Origin of the sequence: Pseudomonas sp. BIGb0278 (genome assembly GCF_024809895.1) — a bacterium.
In the GTDB taxonomy this organism is placed as follows: Bacteria; Pseudomonadota; Gammaproteobacteria; order Pseudomonadales; family Pseudomonadaceae; genus Aquipseudomonas; species Aquipseudomonas shirazensis.
This window is the reverse complement of sequence record NZ_JANUEL010000001.1, coordinates 706,044-724,369: the sequence shown is the minus strand read 5'-3', so window position 1 is coordinate 724,369 and position 18,326 is coordinate 706,044. Positions and strand designations below refer to the sequence as shown.

At 59.6% G+C, this 18,326-nt stretch carries 15 protein-coding genes and 3 pseudogenes; 8 read left to right on the top strand and 10 right to left on the bottom strand.

Annotation, left to right across the window (positions count from 1 at the left end; translation table 11 throughout):
- Positions 1-201: 201 nt before the first annotated feature.
- On the top strand, positions 202-2,154 hold the full coding sequence (locus tag M2396_RS03215; RefSeq protein ID WP_259073117.1) for an alkyl/aryl-sulfatase: 1,953 nt from the start codon (positions 202-204) through the stop codon (positions 2,152-2,154).
- Here M2396_RS03215 and M2396_RS03210 read toward each other — a convergent pair.
- From M2396_RS03210 to codB, 4 genes are all read right to left on the bottom strand, one after another.
- Positions 2,151-2,891 carry a hypothetical protein gene (locus M2396_RS03210; RefSeq protein WP_101320368.1) on the bottom strand — a complete coding sequence of 247 codons (741 nt, stop codon included), beginning with the start codon at positions 2,889-2,891 and terminating at the stop codon, positions 2,151-2,153. The two genes, M2396_RS03215 and M2396_RS03210, sit on opposite strands and share 4 nt — an antisense overlap.
- 143 nt (positions 2,892-3,034) lie before the next feature.
- Positions 3,035-4,276: a cytosine deaminase gene (codA, locus tag M2396_RS03205; protein ID WP_259073114.1), complete on the bottom strand. Its 1,242-nt coding sequence runs from the start codon at positions 4,274-4,276 to the stop codon at positions 3,035-3,037.
- A gap of 4 nt (positions 4,277-4,280) precedes the next feature.
- Positions 4,281-5,495, bottom strand: a complete 1,215-nt coding sequence (locus tag M2396_RS03200) for a PucR family transcriptional regulator (protein ID WP_259073112.1) — start codon at positions 5,493-5,495, stop codon at positions 4,281-4,283.
- Positions 5,492-6,751: a cytosine permease gene (gene codB / locus M2396_RS03195; RefSeq protein ID WP_259073110.1), complete on the bottom strand. Its 1,260-nt coding sequence runs from the start codon at positions 6,749-6,751 to the stop codon at positions 5,492-5,494. Before codB ends, M2396_RS03200 begins: the two co-directional genes overlap by 4 nt.
- Positions 6,752-7,164: 413 nt before the next feature.
- On the opposite strand from codB, the gene M2396_RS03190 reads away from it, so the two are divergent.
- From M2396_RS03190 to M2396_RS03170, 5 genes are all read left to right on the top strand, one after another.
- Positions 7,165-7,878 (top strand): CPBP family intramembrane glutamic endopeptidase, encoded by a 714-nt coding sequence (locus tag M2396_RS03190; protein WP_259073107.1) that lies wholly within the window; start codon positions 7,165-7,167, stop codon positions 7,876-7,878.
- Positions 7,879-8,260: 382 nt separating this feature from the next.
- Positions 8,261-8,467: a DUF6434 domain-containing protein gene (locus M2396_RS03185; RefSeq protein WP_101320380.1), complete on the top strand. Its 207-nt coding sequence runs from the start codon at positions 8,261-8,263 to the stop codon at positions 8,465-8,467.
- Between the two features lie 89 nt (positions 8,468-8,556).
- Complete coding sequence (locus M2396_RS03180) at positions 8,557-8,883, top strand: DUF2388 domain-containing protein (RefSeq protein ID WP_150571764.1); 327 nt, start codon at positions 8,557-8,559, stop codon at positions 8,881-8,883.
- Between the two features lie 265 nt (positions 8,884-9,148).
- Positions 9,149-11,194, top strand: a complete 2,046-nt coding sequence (locus M2396_RS03175; protein ID WP_259073097.1) for a TonB-dependent receptor domain-containing protein — start codon at positions 9,149-9,151, stop codon at positions 11,192-11,194.
- A gap of 372 nt (positions 11,195-11,566) precedes the next feature.
- A complete protein-coding gene (locus tag M2396_RS03170) occupies positions 11,567-12,259 on the top strand; it encodes a YoaK family protein (protein ID WP_259074214.1) in 693 nt (230 codons plus the stop codon).
- A gap of 39 nt (positions 12,260-12,298) precedes the next feature.
- On the opposite strand, the gene M2396_RS03165 is transcribed toward M2396_RS03170, so the two are convergent.
- The gene (locus tag M2396_RS03165) at positions 12,299-12,778 is read right to left on the bottom strand and encodes a GNAT family N-acetyltransferase (RefSeq protein WP_259073096.1); all 480 of its coding nucleotides are present in this window, start codon (positions 12,776-12,778) and stop codon (positions 12,299-12,301) included.
- A gap of 578 nt (positions 12,779-13,356) precedes the next feature.
- Between M2396_RS03165 and M2396_RS03160 the strand changes: the two are divergent.
- Positions 13,357-13,943, top strand: a pseudogene (locus M2396_RS03160) (IS3 family transposase); the annotation flags it as partial.
- 1,050 nt (positions 13,944-14,993) lie between these two features.
- Here M2396_RS03160 and M2396_RS03155 read toward each other — a convergent pair.
- The 4 genes and pseudogenes from M2396_RS03155 to M2396_RS24155 all read right to left on the bottom strand — a co-directional run.
- Positions 14,994-15,101 (bottom strand): annotated as a pseudogene (locus M2396_RS03155) (DUF2280 domain-containing protein); the annotation flags it as partial.
- 33 nt (positions 15,102-15,134) lie between these two features.
- Positions 15,135-15,758: a putative metallopeptidase gene (locus M2396_RS03150; RefSeq protein ID WP_259073095.1), complete on the bottom strand. Its 624-nt coding sequence runs from the start codon at positions 15,756-15,758 to the stop codon at positions 15,135-15,137.
- Between the two features lie 166 nt (positions 15,759-15,924).
- Entirely contained in the window at positions 15,925-16,158 is a 234-nt protein-coding gene (locus M2396_RS03145; protein WP_259073094.1) for a hypothetical protein, read from the bottom strand.
- 185 nt (positions 16,159-16,343) lie between these two features.
- The gene (locus M2396_RS24155) at positions 16,344-16,487 is read right to left on the bottom strand and encodes a hypothetical protein (RefSeq protein ID WP_310504215.1); all 144 of its coding nucleotides are present in this window, start codon (positions 16,485-16,487) and stop codon (positions 16,344-16,346) included.
- Positions 16,488-16,868: 381 nt separating this feature from the next.
- Between M2396_RS24155 and M2396_RS03135 the strand changes: the two genes are divergently transcribed.
- On the top strand, positions 16,869-17,195 hold the full coding sequence (locus tag M2396_RS03135; RefSeq protein ID WP_259073093.1) for a DUF2388 domain-containing protein: 327 nt from the start codon (positions 16,869-16,871) through the stop codon (positions 17,193-17,195).
- 138 nt (positions 17,196-17,333) lie between these two features.
- On the opposite strand, the pseudogene M2396_RS03130 reads toward M2396_RS03135, so the two are convergent.
- Positions 17,334-18,266 (bottom strand): annotated as a pseudogene (locus M2396_RS03130) (IS3 family transposase).
- Positions 18,267-18,326: the final 60 nt, after the last annotated feature.

Sequence of the window (18,326 nt, the reverse complement as noted above, 5' to 3'; positions counted from 1 at the left end):
CCGGAAACGGCGGCGAGTCAAGTCAACTTGATAGACTGACTTGTCGTCGGGGTTGGGTTTCCAGCGCTGAACAACACGGCGCATCGTTTTAGGGCTGCTCAGCAGCCCTAAAACTCACAGCCACAGCGTTACCACCTGCCCAAACCTCCTTGCCATAGGCTACTGTTCCCCCTTGCGCGTCGTTCAAGCCAAGGAATCCCTATGCCGCATCGCCTGTTACTGCCGCTATTGCTGCTGTGCCCGCTCGCCTCTGCCGCCGATGCACCGCAAAAAGACGCCACCAGCTTCACCCGCCAAAACAATCAACAATGGTTGCAGCGCCTCCCCTTCAACGACCGCGCCGATTTCGACGCCGCTCAGCGCGGCTTGATCGAGCGCTTCGATGGCCGCATCGACAATGCCGACAGCCAACCGGTGTGGGACCTGCAGCGCTACGCCTTCATCAACGGTGAAGCGCCTGCCACCGTCAACCCAAGCCTGTGGCGCCAAGCCCAACTGAACGCCATCGCTGGCCTGTTCCAGGTCACCGAGGGCATCTATCAGGTACGTGGTCTGGACCTCGCCAACATGACCCTGGTCGAAGGCGACAGCGGCCTGATCGTGATCGACCCGCTGCATTCAGTAGAAACCGCCCGCGCTGCCATGGAGCTGTACTTCAAGCATCGCCCGCGCAAGCCTGTGCTGGCGGTGATCTACAGCAACCCGCAGGTGAGCAGCTATGGTGGCGTGCGCGGCGTCGTCGACCCCGCCGAGGTCAAGGCCGGCAGGGTTCAGGTGCTGGCACCGCGCGGTTTCTATGCGCAGGCCATCAGCGAGAACGTGCTGTCGGGCCCGGCGATGCAGCGCCGCGCCGAATACCTGTATGGCAACGCCCTGCCCCGCGGGCCTCGCGGCCAGGTCGATGCAGGCCTGGGCAAAGACATATCCAGCAACGCCACGATCAGCCTGATCGCCCCCACGCGGGAGATAAGCAAAGCGGTCGAGACCGTGCGCATCGATGGCATCGACATCGAATTCCAGCTCACCGCAGGCCAGGACGCGCCGGCACAGATGAACCTATGGCTGCCGCGCTTCAAGGCGCTGGCCATGGGCGAGAACGTCGCCCACAGTCAACTGAGTTTGCTCGACCTGCGTGGCGCGCCGGTGCGCGATGCCAGAAGCTGGTCGCGCTACCTCGACCAGACCTTGGTGCGTTACGGTGAGCGGGCCGAGATCGTCCTCGGCCAGCATCACTGGCCAACCTGGAGCGGCGCGGCAGTGCGCGAGTACCTTGCCGACCAGCGTGACCTGTACGCTTATATCGATGGCCAGACGCTACGCCTGATCAATCAGGGCCTGAGCCCGGACGCAATTGCCGCGCAACTCGCCACGCTGCCCCCGCGCCTGGCCAAGCGCTGGTACAGCCGCGATTATTACGGCTCGCTCAGCCTCAACGTGCGTGCGGTCTATCAACGCTACATGGGAAGCTACGACGGCAACCCCGCTACCCTCGACCCACTGCCACCGAGCGACACCGGCCGGCGCTATGTCGAAGCCATGGGCGGCGCCAACCAGGTGCTGAGCCTGGCGCGCAAGGCATTTGCTTCAGGTGATTACCGCTGGGTCGCCGAGCTGACTCGGCAATTGATCTACGCCCAGCCCGGTAACAGCGCAGCACGTCAGCTGCAGGCCGATGCGTTCGAGCAACTCGGCTACCAGAGCGAGAACGCTACCTGGCGCAATGCCTACCTGAGCGGCGCACAGGAGCTGCGCGACGGTGTTGCCGCAAGCCCAGCCCCCGGCAACGTCGATGACATGGTACGGGCCCTGGCAGCGCCACTGTTCTTCGATCTGCTCAGCGTGCGCCTCGATGCGCAAAAGGCAGCCGAGCAGGACCTGACCATCAACTGGCGCTTCACTGACCTGGGTGAAGATTATGCGCTGACCGTGCGCAACGGCGTGCTGACCCACCGCGACCGCACGCGCCACCGCCGTGCGGATGTCGAGGTGAGCATGAAAAAAGCCACACTCGATCGTATCGCCTTGAAGCAGACCGGCTTCGTCAAAGAGGTCACAGTGGGTGATATCAGCATCAGCGGCGAGCGGATCAAGTTCCTGCGCCTGATGTCCGGGCTGGAAGATCCGCAGGGGCGCTTCGAGCTGGTCGCGCCTTAAGCGCGGCGCTGGGCCGTAGCCTGCTGGCTGCGGCTCAGGCATGCGTAGCCAAGGCCCAATACACCGATCGCCAGTGCACCGAGCAAGGCCAGCAGCAGCTGGCTGTAGCTGGCAATGGTGGCTGGCAGGCCAACGAACTCGCGGTAAGCGAGAATCTGCGCCTCGCCGTCAGCGTGGCGAATGCTCAGGCCGCCCTGTCGGATCTGCGAGTAGTCCGAATCGAAGTACACCCATACCTTGCAGTCTTCGCGCCCGCCGATGGTGGCGATGTCGATCAGGTTGGTGGCCGCCTGTGGGATGATGTCGTTGCCGTCATCGTCGCGCACCTGCACCAGGCCCTTGGCCGGCAAGCGGATCTGAATGTTCTTCAGCGGGGCTTCGCGGGTGTTCTTCAGCTCTATCACCAAGCCGGTACGATGGTCGACCAGGCCTGCCTCGAACGGCTTGGCAAACAACGCCAGATACGGCGCCTGGGCCGCATCCACCAGCTTGTCGACCTGCTGATTGCTCAACTGGCCCTGGCTGATATCGCTCATCTGCCCGTGCAAGCGCTCGTAGCGCAGCATGTCATTGGCCGTGCTGATGCGCTCGCTGAACTGGCTTGGGTAGGTCAGGTAGGAGTAGGTAAGCCGCGCTTCCAGGGCTGGGTCCTGCTTGAATGCCAGATACAGGCCGCCTGCACAGGCACCAGCGACCAGCAGGCCAACGAGGGCTTTACCGACTTTTTCCCAACTCACCTGGGCGTTTCCTTATTTCGCTGTAGGGGCGATGCAAAATCGCCGGCCAAGCGTGCCACTGATCGCGCTCAGGGGCAAATGCGAATTAGACCGATCGCCAGCCATCGCCCACGCAGATAAGCCTGCGCGGGCGATGGTCAGGATCAAGCCAGGCGCTGCACCTGGGCCGGGGTGCGGCGCATCAGCACTTTGCCATTGCGCACTGAAACCAGTGCGTAACCCTGGCTGCGGACCATCTCGTAATCATCCGGCGCCGACAGCACCAGCAGATTCGCTGGCCGTCCGACCTCCAGCCCATAGCGCTCGCCAAGATTGAGGGTGCGCGCGCTGTTGTCGGTGATCAGGTCGAGCGAGCGCTGCAGGTCTTCGTAGCCGAGCATGTGGCAGATGTGCAAACCGGCCTCGAGAATGCGCAGAATGTTGCCATTGCCCAGTGGGTACCACGGGTCGACGATCGAGTCCTGGCCAAAGCACACGTTCATCCCGGCGCGGTCGATTTCGGCGACGCGGGTCAGGCCACGGCGTTTGGGGTAGGTGTCGAACCGGCCCTGCAGGTGGATGCTCTCGGTCGGGCAGGAAACAAAGTTTATGCCCGACATTTTCAGCAAGCGGAACAGCTTCGAGCAGTAGGCGTTGTCATACGAACCCATTGCCGTGGTGTGGCTGGCGGTAACCCGCGCACCCATGCCGCGCACGCGTGCCTCCTCGGCCAGCACTTCGAGGAAGCGCGACTGCGGGTCGTCGGTCTCGTCACAATGCACATCGACCAGGCAGCCGCTGCGTTCGGCCAGGTCCATCAGAAACTTGATCGACGACACGCCCTGATCGCGGGTGTTCTCGAAGTGCGGGATACCGCCCACCACATCCGCGCCCATCGCCACCGCCTCGGTCATCAAGGCGCGACCATTGGCGTACGACTCGATGCCCTCCTGCGGAAACGCGACAATCTGCAGGTCGATCAGGTGGCGCACTTCTTCGCGCACTTCAATCATCGCCTTGAGTGCGGTCAGCTTGGGATCGGTGACGTCGACATGGGTACGCACATGCTGGATGCCGTGATCGACCAGCATGCCGATGGTCTTGCTGGCGCGGGTCTTGGTGTCTTCATGGGTATTGAGCTCTTTGCGCTCGGCCCAGCGCTCGATGCCCTCGAACAAGGTACCGCTCATGTTCCAGTTGGGCTCGCCAGCGGTGAGGGTGGCATCGAGGTGAATATGCGGCTCGATAAAGGGCGGCACCACCAGGTTGTGCTCGGCGTCGATATCACTGGCGTTATTCAGCGCCAGCGGCCCGGTCTGCGCCTGGATCGCGGCGATGCGCTCGCCTTCGAGTTCGATGCGAAACAGCCCGTCCTTGCCACGCAGGCGTGCATTGATGATGTTCATGGTTCTACTCCTTGCCCTGGGCTGCGGTCATGCGCCATATGAGCATAGCGACCGCAGCATTCATACGAAAAAGCGGATCATCGAGTGATTGCCCGCTCAGTTGTTCGATTCTGCCGATGCGTTGATTGATGGTGTTGCGGTGCAGGCCCAAGCGCGCGGCGGCCTGCAAGGCGTTGCCGTTGGCGCCCAGCAGGGCGTCGAGTGTGTGCAACAACGCATGGGGATGCTTGCGCCCGGTTTCGATCAGGCGACCGAGGGTTTGGCTGACGAAGCTGTCGATCAGGCCGCGGTCGCTGATCCCCTGCAACAGGCGCAGCACGCCCAGCTCGCTGAAGTCGCACAGGCCGCTGGCCGGGCGCAGGTGCTGGGCGACGTCGAGCGCCTGACGGGCTTCGTTGAGTGCCTGGCGATAGTGCGCGCAGTCCTCGGCCAGGCAGGACATGCCCAGATACACCCCGGCGTCACCGGCAATAACCCGCAACTGCTGATGCAACTGCGCCAACCCACCGCGCAGGTTCGGCACGTCAGGCAGCAATAGCACGAACAGATCGCCCGGCAACTGTGCCGTGACAGCGCCCGGCTGGGTGCGACACCATGCTTGCAGGCAGTCTTCCAGCGCTTGCTGGCTGGCCTGCCAAAGGCGCTCGGCTTGCTCCGGAGCATGCTGTTCGAATACCTCATCGCCTGCCAGCCGCAGCGCCACCAGCCGCCGCGGCTCGTCCAGCGCCAGCTGCAAGTGCGCGGCGCGTTGCCGGGCGATGGCCAGGCTTGGATAATCGCCGGTCAGCAATTGCCCGATGATGTCATCCCGCGAGCGGCGCGCTTGTGCCATCTGCACCAGCGCCGTACCGATCAAATGGGTCACCACCACCATCTTCAGCGCGTAGGGCTGCTCGATCAGGCTCAGGCCCAGTTGCTCGGCGCGTTCGATCACCTTCGGTGGAATCTGCTGAATGAAGCTGCCACCAGTGAGGATCACCAGACCGGCGATGCCCACCGCGTCGCCATCCTCGACCAGGGTCAGCAGATTGGCCTCGCCGCGCGGGTGATTGATGCCCGTAACGAACACCAGTTCACCGCCCATCACCCATTCGGCAATACCCTCGTTCTCGGCCACGTAGGGCCAGCGCACCCGCCGCTGCAGGTTGCGTTGGCCAGCGCGCACGGTCATCTGTGCAAGCCCGGGCAGGCGCAGAATTTCTTCCAATGCCAGGCTCACGGCTCGACCTGCGCCAGCGCCCGCCGCCGACCGCTCAGCTCAAGCAGGACGATATAGCACAGCGCCGAAGCGCCAATTCCCACCAGCGGCGCGACCCACGGCGAGCTGTAGGCCAACAGCGCACCGACGGCGTAGGCAGTCAGCCCCTTGAGGTTGTAGCGTGGCAACTGAACCGAGGCCAGCGCCGGGTACTTGCCGCGGTGGCGGTACCAGAAATCAGCCATGATCACCCCGCCGACCGGCGGAATGATCGAACCCAGCAGCACCAGAAACGGGATCAGCAGCTCGTACATGCCGCCAATCGCCAGGACGATGCCCAGCCCCGCCGCGACCAGAGTTGCCGTGCGCCGGCGTTCGCTGCGCAGCAGGTGGCAGGCCGCTGCCGAGACGTTGTAGATGGTCGGCCCCTGGATGGTCCACAGGTTCAGGCAGAGCATGATCACTGCAGCGAACGACAAGCCCTGCAGGATCATCACCTCGACGATATCGGCCTGCTGATAGACCATCGCGCACCATGCTCCCGCCACCACCATCAAGCCATTGCCGAGCAGAAAACTGACCACACTGGCGATCACTGCGACCCGCCCGCTGCGCGACAGGCGCGTCCAGTTGGTGGCTTGAGTCGCACCGCTGGCGAAGGTGCCAAAGACCATGGTCACCGCCGCTGAAAACGTCATCGCCTGGTGCGGCACCACCGCAGCCAGGCCAGCAAAACCACCGGCGTCGCCGGTAGCGATGTACATCGACACCAGCAACAGCACGAACATCAACGGCACCGACACCCGCGACAGCAGGTCCAGGCCTTTGAAGCCAATGATCGCGGTAATGCTGAAACCAAGACCGAACAGCACCATCAGCGGCACAGTGAAGCCCTCAGCCAGGCCCAGGATCTTCACCAGCACGATCGCCACCGTCGCGGTGCCCCAGGCGTACCAGCCCAGCTCGGCGAAACCCAGCAGGAAGTCCGATAGCCGGCTGCCCGCCTCGCCAAAGCAAAAGCGCCCCATCAATACCGTGTTGAGCCCGCTGCGCGAGGCGATGAACGCCAGGCTCGCGGCGTACAACGCCAGCAGTGAGTTGCCGATGGTGGCGATCCACAGCATGTCGACGAAATTGAACGCCATGCCCAGCTTGCCGCCGGCGAACATGGTGCCGGTGAAGAAGGTGAAACTGAACAAAACCATGGCGATCGGCAGCAGGCCCTTGCGGGCTGACTGCGGGGCTTCGGATAACGGGAATTCGCTGGGCGCGCTCATCGATGCTGCTCCGAGTAGTGGATGGAGCAGCTAGAGCAATATGCGGGCCGCTTCGAAGGGGCCGCTGATCTCGCAAAAAGCGTGCGTCTGCCACAATGATCACTGTGCAGTCAGCACACTTTCTTCAACATGACGGCCTCAGGCGTGTGCTTTATGACTCATCCCAAGGCAACCCTGCACCATTCAGGCGCATTGCTATGGGAAGTTGGGAAACGAGCGTTGTGCTGTCCAGCCACTACGAGATGATCTGGAATCAGCAGACCACCAGTGTCAGCAAGCTGGTTTCCGGGGCCTGAGTATTAGCCACGCTGGCACCGCCCTGGGTAAATATTGTTTATCTACGATCGTCGATTGTCAGGCGATAGCGGCAACGGCAAGATGCCCGCCGAATTGCTCAAACAAGGAACGTCCCCGTGCAAACCTCAGCATCATCCCTGCCCTCAGCGGTAGCCCCTGCGCCGTCACGCTATAACGTCTTCAAGCGGCTTGGCATGCTGGCCCTGGCGCTCATCATCTACCTCGCCGCAAGCCTGCTGGTTGTCCTGCCCGACCCGTCCGCGCCCCTCACCAGCCAGAAGCTGATCAACTCGGTAGGCTATGCCGCGATCGGCCTGTTGGTGCTGCTGTGTTTGCAGTACCGCAAGCAAGGCCTCAGGCAGGTGATCCTCGGCCAGCACTGGCGGCGCCCGTTGCTGTTCGGTCTGATCGCCATGGTCGGGACCTACACGCTGTGCGCGCTGCTGATGCACCTTTTGCAGATACCCCGCGAAAGCTTCATGGTGCACTTCTACGACGGCCTTGGCCCGGCGCAGATCGCCATGCTCTGCCTGACCTTGGTGCTGTTCCCGCCGGTCACCGAAGAGCTGCTGTTCAGGCACTACATGATGCGCGTGTTTCCGCTGGACAGTGGCCGCTTCTGGCAGTGCACCGCGATCGTGGTCAGCACGTTGGTGTTTGCTGCGCTGCACAACCAGTACGACAACCTGATCACCTTGGTAACGCTGGTTGCCGTCGGTTTGATCCTCGCCATTGCACGTATAGCCAGCGGCGGTTTGCTGGTGCCGGTGTTACTGCATGCCGCGGCGGAGGTGGTGGCGATCTCGATCAATTATCTGCAGATGGATTGACCGCCGGCTGATCGCGCCAGGGAGTCTGAACGTTGAACAGATTCGCCGCCTTGGCAGGAAACGGCTCTATGTAAATGGCGGCCAGTCCCACATGCTTGATGGCCTGGCCGCCGAGGCGCGCTTTCACTCGGCACCAGGCGGAATGCCATCCTTGTTCTTGTCCTTGAGCCGAGCCTTTTCCTCTTCGGTGGAATGAGCCGGCACCTGGCTGTCTTTCTGGTCGTCTTTTGGATCGGTCATCGCAGTTTCCTCAGTGTGTGGTCATTGGGCAGTCCACGTGCCGAGCAGTTCAGATTGAGCAGCCCAGCCAACTCAATCCATGGACAACGCCACGCCCTTCAGTGCTAACCTGCCGCTTCAAGTCGCCATCACCGGATCAGCCATGAGCTTAAACTGGCACTCAGGACCAATCACCCGCGCCACCCCATTGGACGCTCAGTACCGTAACACCCAGAAGGTCCGCCAATTCCTGATTGCCGAATGCGGCGAAGCCTTCAAATTCGACCGTACGTTCATGGCCTGGATCAAGAGCGGCGCGCCAGCAACCATGGGCGATGTCGCCGACGAGTGGTTGCGTACCCATGCCTGAAGCCAGCCGGCCATAAGGCTGACTGAGCACAACTGCAACATCTCGCCTTCTTCTATCGTGGCGACCATCGAAGCGCAGGGAAGCAAGACATGATGTTATGGAACGCACTACCGCTGACCATGCTGACATTAATCAGCATTCCTACACATGCAGCCGAGAACAACAACCCGTTCCAGGCTGCACTGATGATCACTTCCCTGGCACCCTGCATCATCGTTTCAGGCGCGCTCGCGGGCACTACAGCGATCCCAGATCTGTTCAAAACCGCGAAAAGCGATGCCCTCACCTTCATCGGTTCTGACGGCATCATCCGCGGCGCGCAATTTGAACAAGCATCACGCTATTATCGCTCGACACACAGCGAGCCGATGATGTCCGACATGCAGCTTGCCCAGGTGATCGCCACCTCACTGTGAGATCGAGCACGGCGCTCATTGCGCCTGCTGTAACGTTACCGTGCTGCCGCCAAGCCCACCGCCGAGTGGGCTTTTTTACGTCTGAATGAAGCTCCGATCACGCCTTCGGCGAGCAAGAAGCATCAACGTGCTCAGTAAAGTATTTGTCAGTTTTGTGTAAACAAAATTGGGCAATTACTTTTAAATGGTTCTCATTTGCGATACCGTCCGACCCCGATTGCATTCTGCCTCTTGAATCCAACCGATCGACAAGGACTGTTCCACGATGCCACGACCACCGTTCTGCCGTGCCCTGCTCACCCTGGCGCTGATCGCCGCAAGCCCTGTTCAGGCCGAAGAAACCCTCGAGCTAGAGCCGCTGCCTGCCACTGAACTGCAAGCTTCGTTCGTCACCGCTAGCGGCGGCGGCACTAATGTGCGCGATGCCCCGGCCAGCGTCAGTGTCATCACCCGCGAAGAGATCGAGCGCCAGCCGGTGTACGACCTCAACACCCTGCTGCGGCGTATCCCCGGTGTGACCGGCGGCTTTGGCCCGGTGGGCGAGCAGTCGAAGATCAAGCTGCGCGGCCTGGACGACAAGTACACGCTGATTCTGGTGGACGGCAAACGCATCGGCAGCTCCGCCGACACCAACTACCGCCGCGACCTGGGCCGCCAGGACATCAACTGGATCTCGCCGAACATGATCGAGCGGATCGAGATCGTGCGCGGGCCTATGTCGTCGCTGTACGGCTCGGACGCCATGGGCGGCGTCATCAACATCATCACCCGCAAGGTTTCCCGTGAGTGGAGCGGCTCGCTCAACGCCAACACAACCATCCCGGAAGACTCCGACCGCGGCCAGACCAACCAGACCAGCGTCAACCTGTCCGGCCCGATCACCGAATCGCTGGGCCTGCGCCTGGGCGCCAACCTCACCCGGCGGGCGGCCGACGAAGTCGAACCGCGGGTCGATACCCTCGGCGACTTCGTCTACAACGACGGCGCTGGCGGGGCCAAGGACCACAGCGTCAACGCCTTGCTCAACTGGCAAGTCAACGACGACCACCAGCTGTCATTCGAAGCCACACAAGGCGTGGAGCGCTCCTGGTCGTCGAAAAAGACCTTCGGCGACTGGGACGAAACCATTGGTGAAGGCTTTGGTGCTGCGCGCCTGACCCGAGACAGCTTCATCATCTCGCACACCGCGGACTGGGGCTTTGGCACCTCGCGTATCGACGCCTACCTGAACAAATTCAAGAACGACATCAGCTGGGGCAAGGCCAGTTCCGAGGAAAAGATCGTCGAAGGCAGCCTCAACATCCCGTTCGATCTGCTGATCAACCAGCGCCTCACCGTTGGCGGGCAATGGAAGCGCGAGCAACTGACCAACACCGACACGCTGGGTACCGTCCCCGTCGATTATCAGGGCAAGCCAGTCAGCGGTGCGGACCTTGAGGGCGACTACTCGGCGCTGTTCATCGAAGACGAACTGTTCCTGCTCGACAACCTCTCGCTGACCTTGGGCAACCGCTTCGACCACAGTGACGAATATGGCAACCACAACAGCCCGCGCGCCTACCTTGTCTACCACCCGCACCCGGACTGGACAGTTCGCGGCGGCGTGTCGCGAGGTTTCCGTGCGCCAAGCCTGAAAGAAGGCAGCGCCGGTGCAGCAACCAACTCCGGCGGTCGCGGCTGCACGTCGCTGCGGCCGCTGGGGTACGTCACCGGCGAATGCTGGATGGCCGGCAATCCAAACCTGCGCCCGGAAATCAGCACCAACAAAGAAATCGGCGTGTCCTTTGACCACGACGGCTGGGAAGCAGGACTCACCTACTTCCACACCGACTTCAAGGACAAGATCGAATACGCCCCGCTGGGCAACTTCCAGGGCCGTTGGTGGACCATGCTGGAAAACGCCGACAAGGCCCGCACCCGCGGCTGGGAAGGCAGTAGCAAAGTCCCCCTGTGGGAAAATGCCAGCTGGCGCACCAACGCCACCTACATGCTCGAAAGCCGCAACCTGTCGACCGGCCGCGACCTGATCAGCGCGCCGAAACTGTCGCTGTTCAGCGCCATCGACTGGCAGATCAGCGACCGCATCGGCACCGAGCTGTCGGCGCAGCATGTGGGCAAGCAGCGCGGTTTGGGCACTGACTTCGTCAAGTCGTACACCACCTACGACTTGAGCGCCAACTGGGCGGCGACCAACTGGCTGTCACTCAATGCCGGCGTGCAGAACCTGCTCGATGAAGACCCACGGGATGAGTCGACCAGCTTTTACGTGCCGGGTCGGGCGTACTTTGTCGGGATGACGACTTACTTCTGAAGATTGTCTGTACATCAGGCAAATCATTGTAGGAGCGGCCTTGTGTCGCGAAAGGCTCGCGTAGCGAGCCCGGCGATATTGGTCGCGAAGCTGACCACTGGGGCTGCTGCGCAGCCCTTTCCGACCGGTCCGGCGCCCCGGCAAGGCCGCTCGGAAACCGCGTGATATCAAAGCCGGTCGCAGCATTTGCGGCGACGGCATGAGGCTAGATGCGCTGAGATTGGCCTGCGAGAGCTTAAAAGCGCTTGGAGTATGTTTGGCAAATGGACTACAGGGAAGCGGAAAAGTCTGCCTTTGGACATGATTTGACGCAGTCTGAAACAGGTTTTATTGTCCGGTAATACGTTGTTTCCAAAAGCCTCTGAGGCACTGATGCTCCCTGACTCAGCATTCTATACAGCACGCGGAAGACGCATAGCGCGACTGCGTGGCAAAGTTGGGCTGTGCATGGTCGCAGCACTCTCCTTCCTCGCCGGCATGACTGACGCAGTCGGCTTCACCGCAACAGGTGATTTCGTATCCTTCATGAGCGGCAATACCACCCGCCTTGCCGTTTCAATTGGTGAGCGGGACTACAGCTCCATCCTCACCATCAGCACTCTGATCGGCGCGTTCATCGCTGGCAATGCCATCGGCGTGATCGTCACGCGCCTGGTCGGCCGCCGCTCCTGGCCGTTGCTGCTTTGCGTAGGCACCCTGCTCTGCCTGGCAGGCTTGACCCCTATACCGCTGTTGTCACTGGTGTGCACTGTCATAGCCATGGGCATGATCAATGCAGTGGTCGAGGAAGTGAATGGTTTGCCGATCGGGCTGACTTACGTCACCGGTGCCCTGTCACGCTTCGGCCGCGGGCTTGGCCGGTGGTTGATGGGTGAGCGCAAGCCGGGCTGGCGGGTGCAGCTTGTGCCTTGGATGGGAATGCTGCTGGGAGCAGTTGCCGGCGCGCTGCTGCAAGAGTATCTCGGGATCACAGCCTTTGTGATCAACGGGCTTCTGGTGTTTGCACTCGCCGCGTCCTCGCTAGCCATCCCACGTCGCTGGCAGCGGAACTACATGCCCAGATAGCTCTAGACTTTCAGACAGACGATGTTTAACCAGCGCCCGCTATGCCCTATGCCGGGCCATATGGATGAGCGCAAGTCTACGGCCATCCAGGGATGCTCGTTCTTCGACGGCGAAGGGTAAGAAGCCGAGCTTGGGATAGAGCAGCAAGCCTGCCGTATTCTCGTTGAAGCATGAGATCTGTACTTGCGTGGCTTCGTAGCGCTCGAACGCAAGGGCAGTCATCGTCTCCACGAGGAAGCTTGCCACGCCTTTACCGCGCGCCTCTGGGGCAACGACAACATTGCCTATGCAACAGACCCCACCCTTTTCGGCACGATAAAAATTGGCAAAGCCAACGACGCGGTCCTGCATTTCAACAACTGTTGAGTCGAACCGTTGAGCTATCGCAGCAGACAGCTGATCCTCTGTCAGAGGATAGCGAGCCTTCGGAAACATGTAGAACAGCTCGCTGTGGTTTTGCGCAAAACCACAGATGGCTTTGATGTCATGGGCCATTACCGGCCTGTGTTGCAGCAGCATTTCGCCTCCTTGAGAAACACGTATTGACCTTCCCTGCTCATCGCAGCCATCACAATTTAGAATTGCTAGGGACACCTGACCCGTTTAATACCACGATCTCAGAGCCGGGAAGCTGCCTCATGTCCCCGAAAGCAAAGACTTGAGCGCTTGCAAGGCTGATCAACAGCGAAGCGCAAAACTGGATGAAAGATATGCAGTGTCGTTTTTGAATTTGCTCATCAACTTTTGTCATGAAGCTCAGCCGGCCAAGCGCTCATGAACCACATGATTCCTGGAATCATCAGGTAGACCCAATACGTGCTTGGGTAAATGCAGATACCGACAGCCCAGACGGCAAGCAACGTTCCGCCCGCTCGCCGACGTCGCCGCGGCGTGAACCACTCCTGAAACGCTTTATGCCTCTCCCGCCAGCCCATTACCACTCTCCTTGTTTGGTAAGCGGAGGATATCATCCCTCAAGCGATGAGTGCCTCCCCCGCACAGGCGGCGCCTGCATGCCCGCAAGAAGGTGATGACTGAATCGCCCCGGGTTTCGCAGACACTTCTTTGCCTTAAACTGAGGCCAATTAGGAGGTGCCATGAGCAACCCACGATATCCCGAAGAATTCAAAATCCAAGCGGTCAATCAAGTGACCGAAAAGAAGCTGCCTGTCGCTGATGTGGCGGCTCGTCTCGGCGTGTAGACGCATAGCCTCTATGCCTGGATAAAGCGCTACAGCAAACCTCAAGAAGAACGGCAGCAGGACGATGATCAGCACGCTGAACTGCGTCGTCTGCGAGCAGAACTCAAGCGCGTCACTGAAGAGCGAGACATATTAAAAAAGGCCGCCGCGTACTTTGCCAAGGAGTGCGGCTAAGTACGCCTTTATCAGGCAGCACGCGGGCGACTATTCGATTCGACGGCTTTGCCTGACGCTGAAGGTCCATCCCAGCGGTTACTACGCCTGGCTGTCTGAACCGCAATCTGTGCGCGCCAAAGACGATCAGCGACTACTGGGCTTAATCAAGCATTGGTGGTTGGAGAGCGGCGGCGTTTATGGGTATCGCAAAATCCATGACGATCTGCGCGAGGCAGGTGAAGACTGTGGTCGCCATCGTGTGGCAAGGCTGATGCGTCTTGAAGGGTCTGCGCTCTCAGACAGGGTATCGACGCCGCCCTGGCAAACCAACAATCAGCTGTCGCCGGTAGAGTTTGAAGCTTGCAAGGTGTCTAGAGAGTCCGGGGGGATTCAGTTTTAAGTATAAGCAGCCATGCTGCCACCGTCCGCGGTTGAAGGTTGCAAGAGCGCGGCCGTATGCAGCTAGGATCTCATGATGCCGGTCAGTACCCACAGACTTGGCCAAACCCCGAACCCTCGCGACAAGGCCTTGAAACTTGGCGCTCATGCAGCGTCGATATTCGGGTTTGACCAAGATTACGGTATGTCGGTCGGGTCACACCTCACCGCTGCGGCTGTGGAGCTAGCCAGCATGGAGTCAGCCCTCCTCCAGCAGTATCGCTGACCATCGGTGTTTGAAATGCAAAAAGCCCAGCGCGGGACTGGGCTCTGTCGACTTAATCCAAAGGATCAGATGATCACTTGAGCCCCAATACGGAGATTATTCCCAGGGATGCTTTTGATATATGTAACGTTTAACAGTGGGTGAACCTGACAAATCCGGCGGCCCTTGCCTATTCACACTCCGAAAGGGCGGATTCTGTACGTAACGGGCGCGATCCTCTGAACGATTTTTATCGGCTTGATCTTGTTGATCACCTTGATAGTTATCTTTATCAGCCGGCATGCTTACCAGCCTATCACTATCGATCCCATATCTATCTCTGGACATACGCACCTCTCAACGCTCAGAAACTCTGAGCTGCATCGAGTATGCGCCTATAAAAATATGGAATTTTTCTATTAGACCGCCGGGCCGACTGAAAGCGGAAGGTATGGTCTGTCGCACATCCAACGGGGATCGCCTGCTTCAGCCGGCGCCAGAACACCCCGCTTGGCCTGCTTGAAGGTCGGAGCACCGTACCAAATCTCGTCCTCGACGCTCACGCCCCACCCGCAGCCAGGCGTGCCGCGCGGCGCATCTCTGCCTTGCCGAGGAAGGTCTTGCCGAATCGACGCCCACACACCGCATCACGGAAGCGCGCCTCTGGCTGAAACCCCCAGCAACAGATGCTCGCCTGCTTCGGCGTCAGCTTCACCGGCGGATCATAGGTGCGGACTTCAAACCCGAATTCTGCTTTGACAGAGGCAACGACTTGGGATGGCGTGTCAAAGCAAGCGAGCGCCGGTACCACAAAGGCTTTCACGTCGCCTCTGAGTGCGGCCGTAGGTGGACATCCGTCAAAGTACTGTCAAAGTCAGGCCGACTTGAGCAGACAGGTTCCGCAGGCCGTCGAAATGTTGATCTTGGCCACCTCAGACGGCCGGCTTGCAGCGTCAATCAGCTGCTGTACGTCATGACTGGTGCCGTAGCGACGCACCACGCCGACAAACTCCTCGACGTCATGCCCACGCATCTCAAGTTTGGACAGGCCGTCTTGGGTGAATGCCAGGGCGCCGTACTTATCGAGCTTGTGCGCTATGTGGTAGAGCTCGTGCTCGACGAGGGCGCAGAACTCAGCCTCGGTGTATTGGGCGCAATAGTCAGCGGCAAGGGTGATCAGGAACTCTGGCTCTTCGCCGAACCAGTCACGCATCTGTTGCTCTTGCCGGGCCTTCTGCCAGCCACCGGCGCGGATCATCAGCTGCTCGGCCTGGCCCAGCACCGTCCTGCCCTTCTTCGCGAATGCAGAGGACGCCCACAGCACGCCGACATTGGCGTCGATGAGGTGACCATGCTCTTCGTAGTGGATGCTGCCGGTGGTGGCGAGTATCTCGGCCTGGATCCACTCCCAAACTTCGGGGGCTGGGGTCAGGCTGATGCCGAAGTCGGACAGATCGGACAGCTCAAGCAGTGACGATGGTGGATATGGCCTATCCATAGATCACCTTGGGCTTGAAATAATGGCGCGGCAAGAATTGCTTCGATGCAGGGGATAGGGATTCGCACGGGGTCTGACGTTCGACGCAGGCTAGGCATGATCATTAATTCATCCGGCCTAACATTCAGCGCGCTCATCCAGATAGCGGCATTACTGACCAACACTGTTAGTTTTGGGCATCACACACAGTGACCCTCACTCCCGTGGCCACAATTTCGTACTCAGTCTCAGAAATCTTTTTCACGTCACCACCGTGTTGCATTTCGAAATGCTTCACACCTTCATGTCGAACCATGCCTCGTGATGAGCGCTCAACTGTCTCATCCTGATAGATGTTAATCACGTACTTCACATTGTCCGTGCCTACACCCGTGAACTTTCCAACGTATTTATCTGACATGTCCTAACTCCTTGCGTGAACCCTCAAGGTAGCTGGTGCTGACATATCGATCCACACCACTGAGCAGATCAGCTCAACATTAGGTTGGTATGCGCCAAATCGTGCTTGTTTGGAAGAGACACGCCCCAGCCCGGAAGGCTCGTTCAATCGCCTCCCAGTCGGGTTGCTCTGTTGTCATGGTTACCTCAGTCGGCTGCGTTGATCATCTTTGCGGTCTGCTCAAGCGCGTAGGCCGCCATCTCAGCTTTGAGTAGTGCCGGGCCCAGCTCCACAGCGCTGAAGAGCCCGGAAGTCTCTGCCTGAGCACGCAGAGCAGTTACTGCGCTCATTCCCATGGCGTCCTGAGACCCATCCCGACACGGTTCCCTGCTTCACCCCTAACGAATTAGCGGTCTTGACCTGTCCACCGAAATGGTCGACCAGTTGATCGTAAATGCTCACTGCAAACGCTCTTTATAGGACGTCCTATAACTCTATACATAGGAAAATCTGCTTGACTGCAAGGCAGGCTGATGCAGCCATAGCTAGCGGTTCGCTTGGCTATATTTTCAACGAGTGGGTTTCCGGTAAATTCAATATGCCTACAGATCTCTTCCCAGCTAAAACAAAAGAACCCTTATACAGCCCGGCCCAGCGCCGGGAATGCTGTTTCTGCTGAGCCCCTTCTCTGCTATCGTGTCGCCCTCAGATCGCAATGGAAGCATCAAGGAATGGAGTCATGGAAGACCCTAGCGATTGTCTTTATGGCATCGATCAGCGCTGGCGCTGTAGCGTTTGAAGTCAAGAACCCCGTAGAGAGAACCCTGACAGTCACCACCATGGTCCCAACGATAATCCTCGGTGGAACCACAGCATTCACAGTCTACGGCCCCTCGATGATGATAAAGGCGAAGGACGACGCCCTCGCATTCATTGGCTCAGAAGGCGATATTCGCGGCGCTCAGTTTGAGCAGGCCGTACGCTTTTACCGCACGACATACACGCCTCCTCTGATGACCGACCAGCAGCTCGCCCAGAGCATAGTCACTTCCTACTGATCGCGACCGCTCACGACATTTCCACAGTCGCGCGCCTATGGTCACCACAGCTTCTCGCGAACATTCCTCTAAATCCGCTCTACTCATCGCGGGCCTTTCTTTGCCTGCGTGATGGCGGATAGCCAGAATGTGTAGTGGTCAGCTCATCCCGGACACGGTTTTGAGTTTTTCTTCAGCTTTTGCCGGAGCCAGTCCATCGTTGAATTGATGGGGTCGGATCCAGTTGTAATGGTTCATCAGGTATGGCTAATGTCACTGCCAGCGCTTTGACCACGAGGTCTGCGTCCGGCTTTTCTGATAAGGCCCAGCCCACCACTCTGCGTGCAGAGAGATCCAGAACAACCGCCAGATAGTGCCATTTGCCCTGCGCCCAAATGTAAGTGATGTCGCCACACCAGACCTGATTTGGCGCCTCGACATCAAACGCTCGGTTCAAGGTGTTCGGAATATCTGGCCGCTCCACTGTGGCCTTTTTGTACGCCTGTGATCTTGGCTGCATGCTGACCAGCGCCAGCTCACGCATCAGGCTGCGTACCTTGAATCGCCCGATTTGCTCACCCTCTTCTTGCATCATTGCCTTGATGCTGCGGCTGCCGGGCGCACTTCGCCCTCGCGTGAACAACTCATTCACTCGACTGCGCAAGCGCAGTCGCTCAACGTCCGGAGTTCGTCTTTTGTGACGGTGTGCGTAATAACTTGAGCGAATGACATCGAACACTTCGCACAAACAATCAACGGGCTCATGGGCGCTGAGCTGACGGATCAGCGCGTACGCTCGAGATCTTCCGACATCAAGAGCGCGGTAGCCTTTTTTAGTATCGACTTCTCGCGTTCAAGACGCGTGATGCGAGCTTCCACCTCTTGGATTTTTTGCTGCTCTGGCGTCAACGCTTTGCTGGCCGGCGTGATGCCGCCGAGCTCTTGCTGAAGCTGATTGACCCACCGGCGCAGGGCCGACTCGACCAAGCCGAGTGAACGGGCTGCTTCAGCATGGCTGTAGCCTTGATCGAGCACCAGGCAGGCTGCTTCGCGCTTGAACTCAGGAGTAAAGGTACGGCGTTGCTTGGTCATCAGACACCTCTCTGTGGCGAGCATTCTCGCCTAAATGGGTGTCCGGGGTTGGTAGACCAC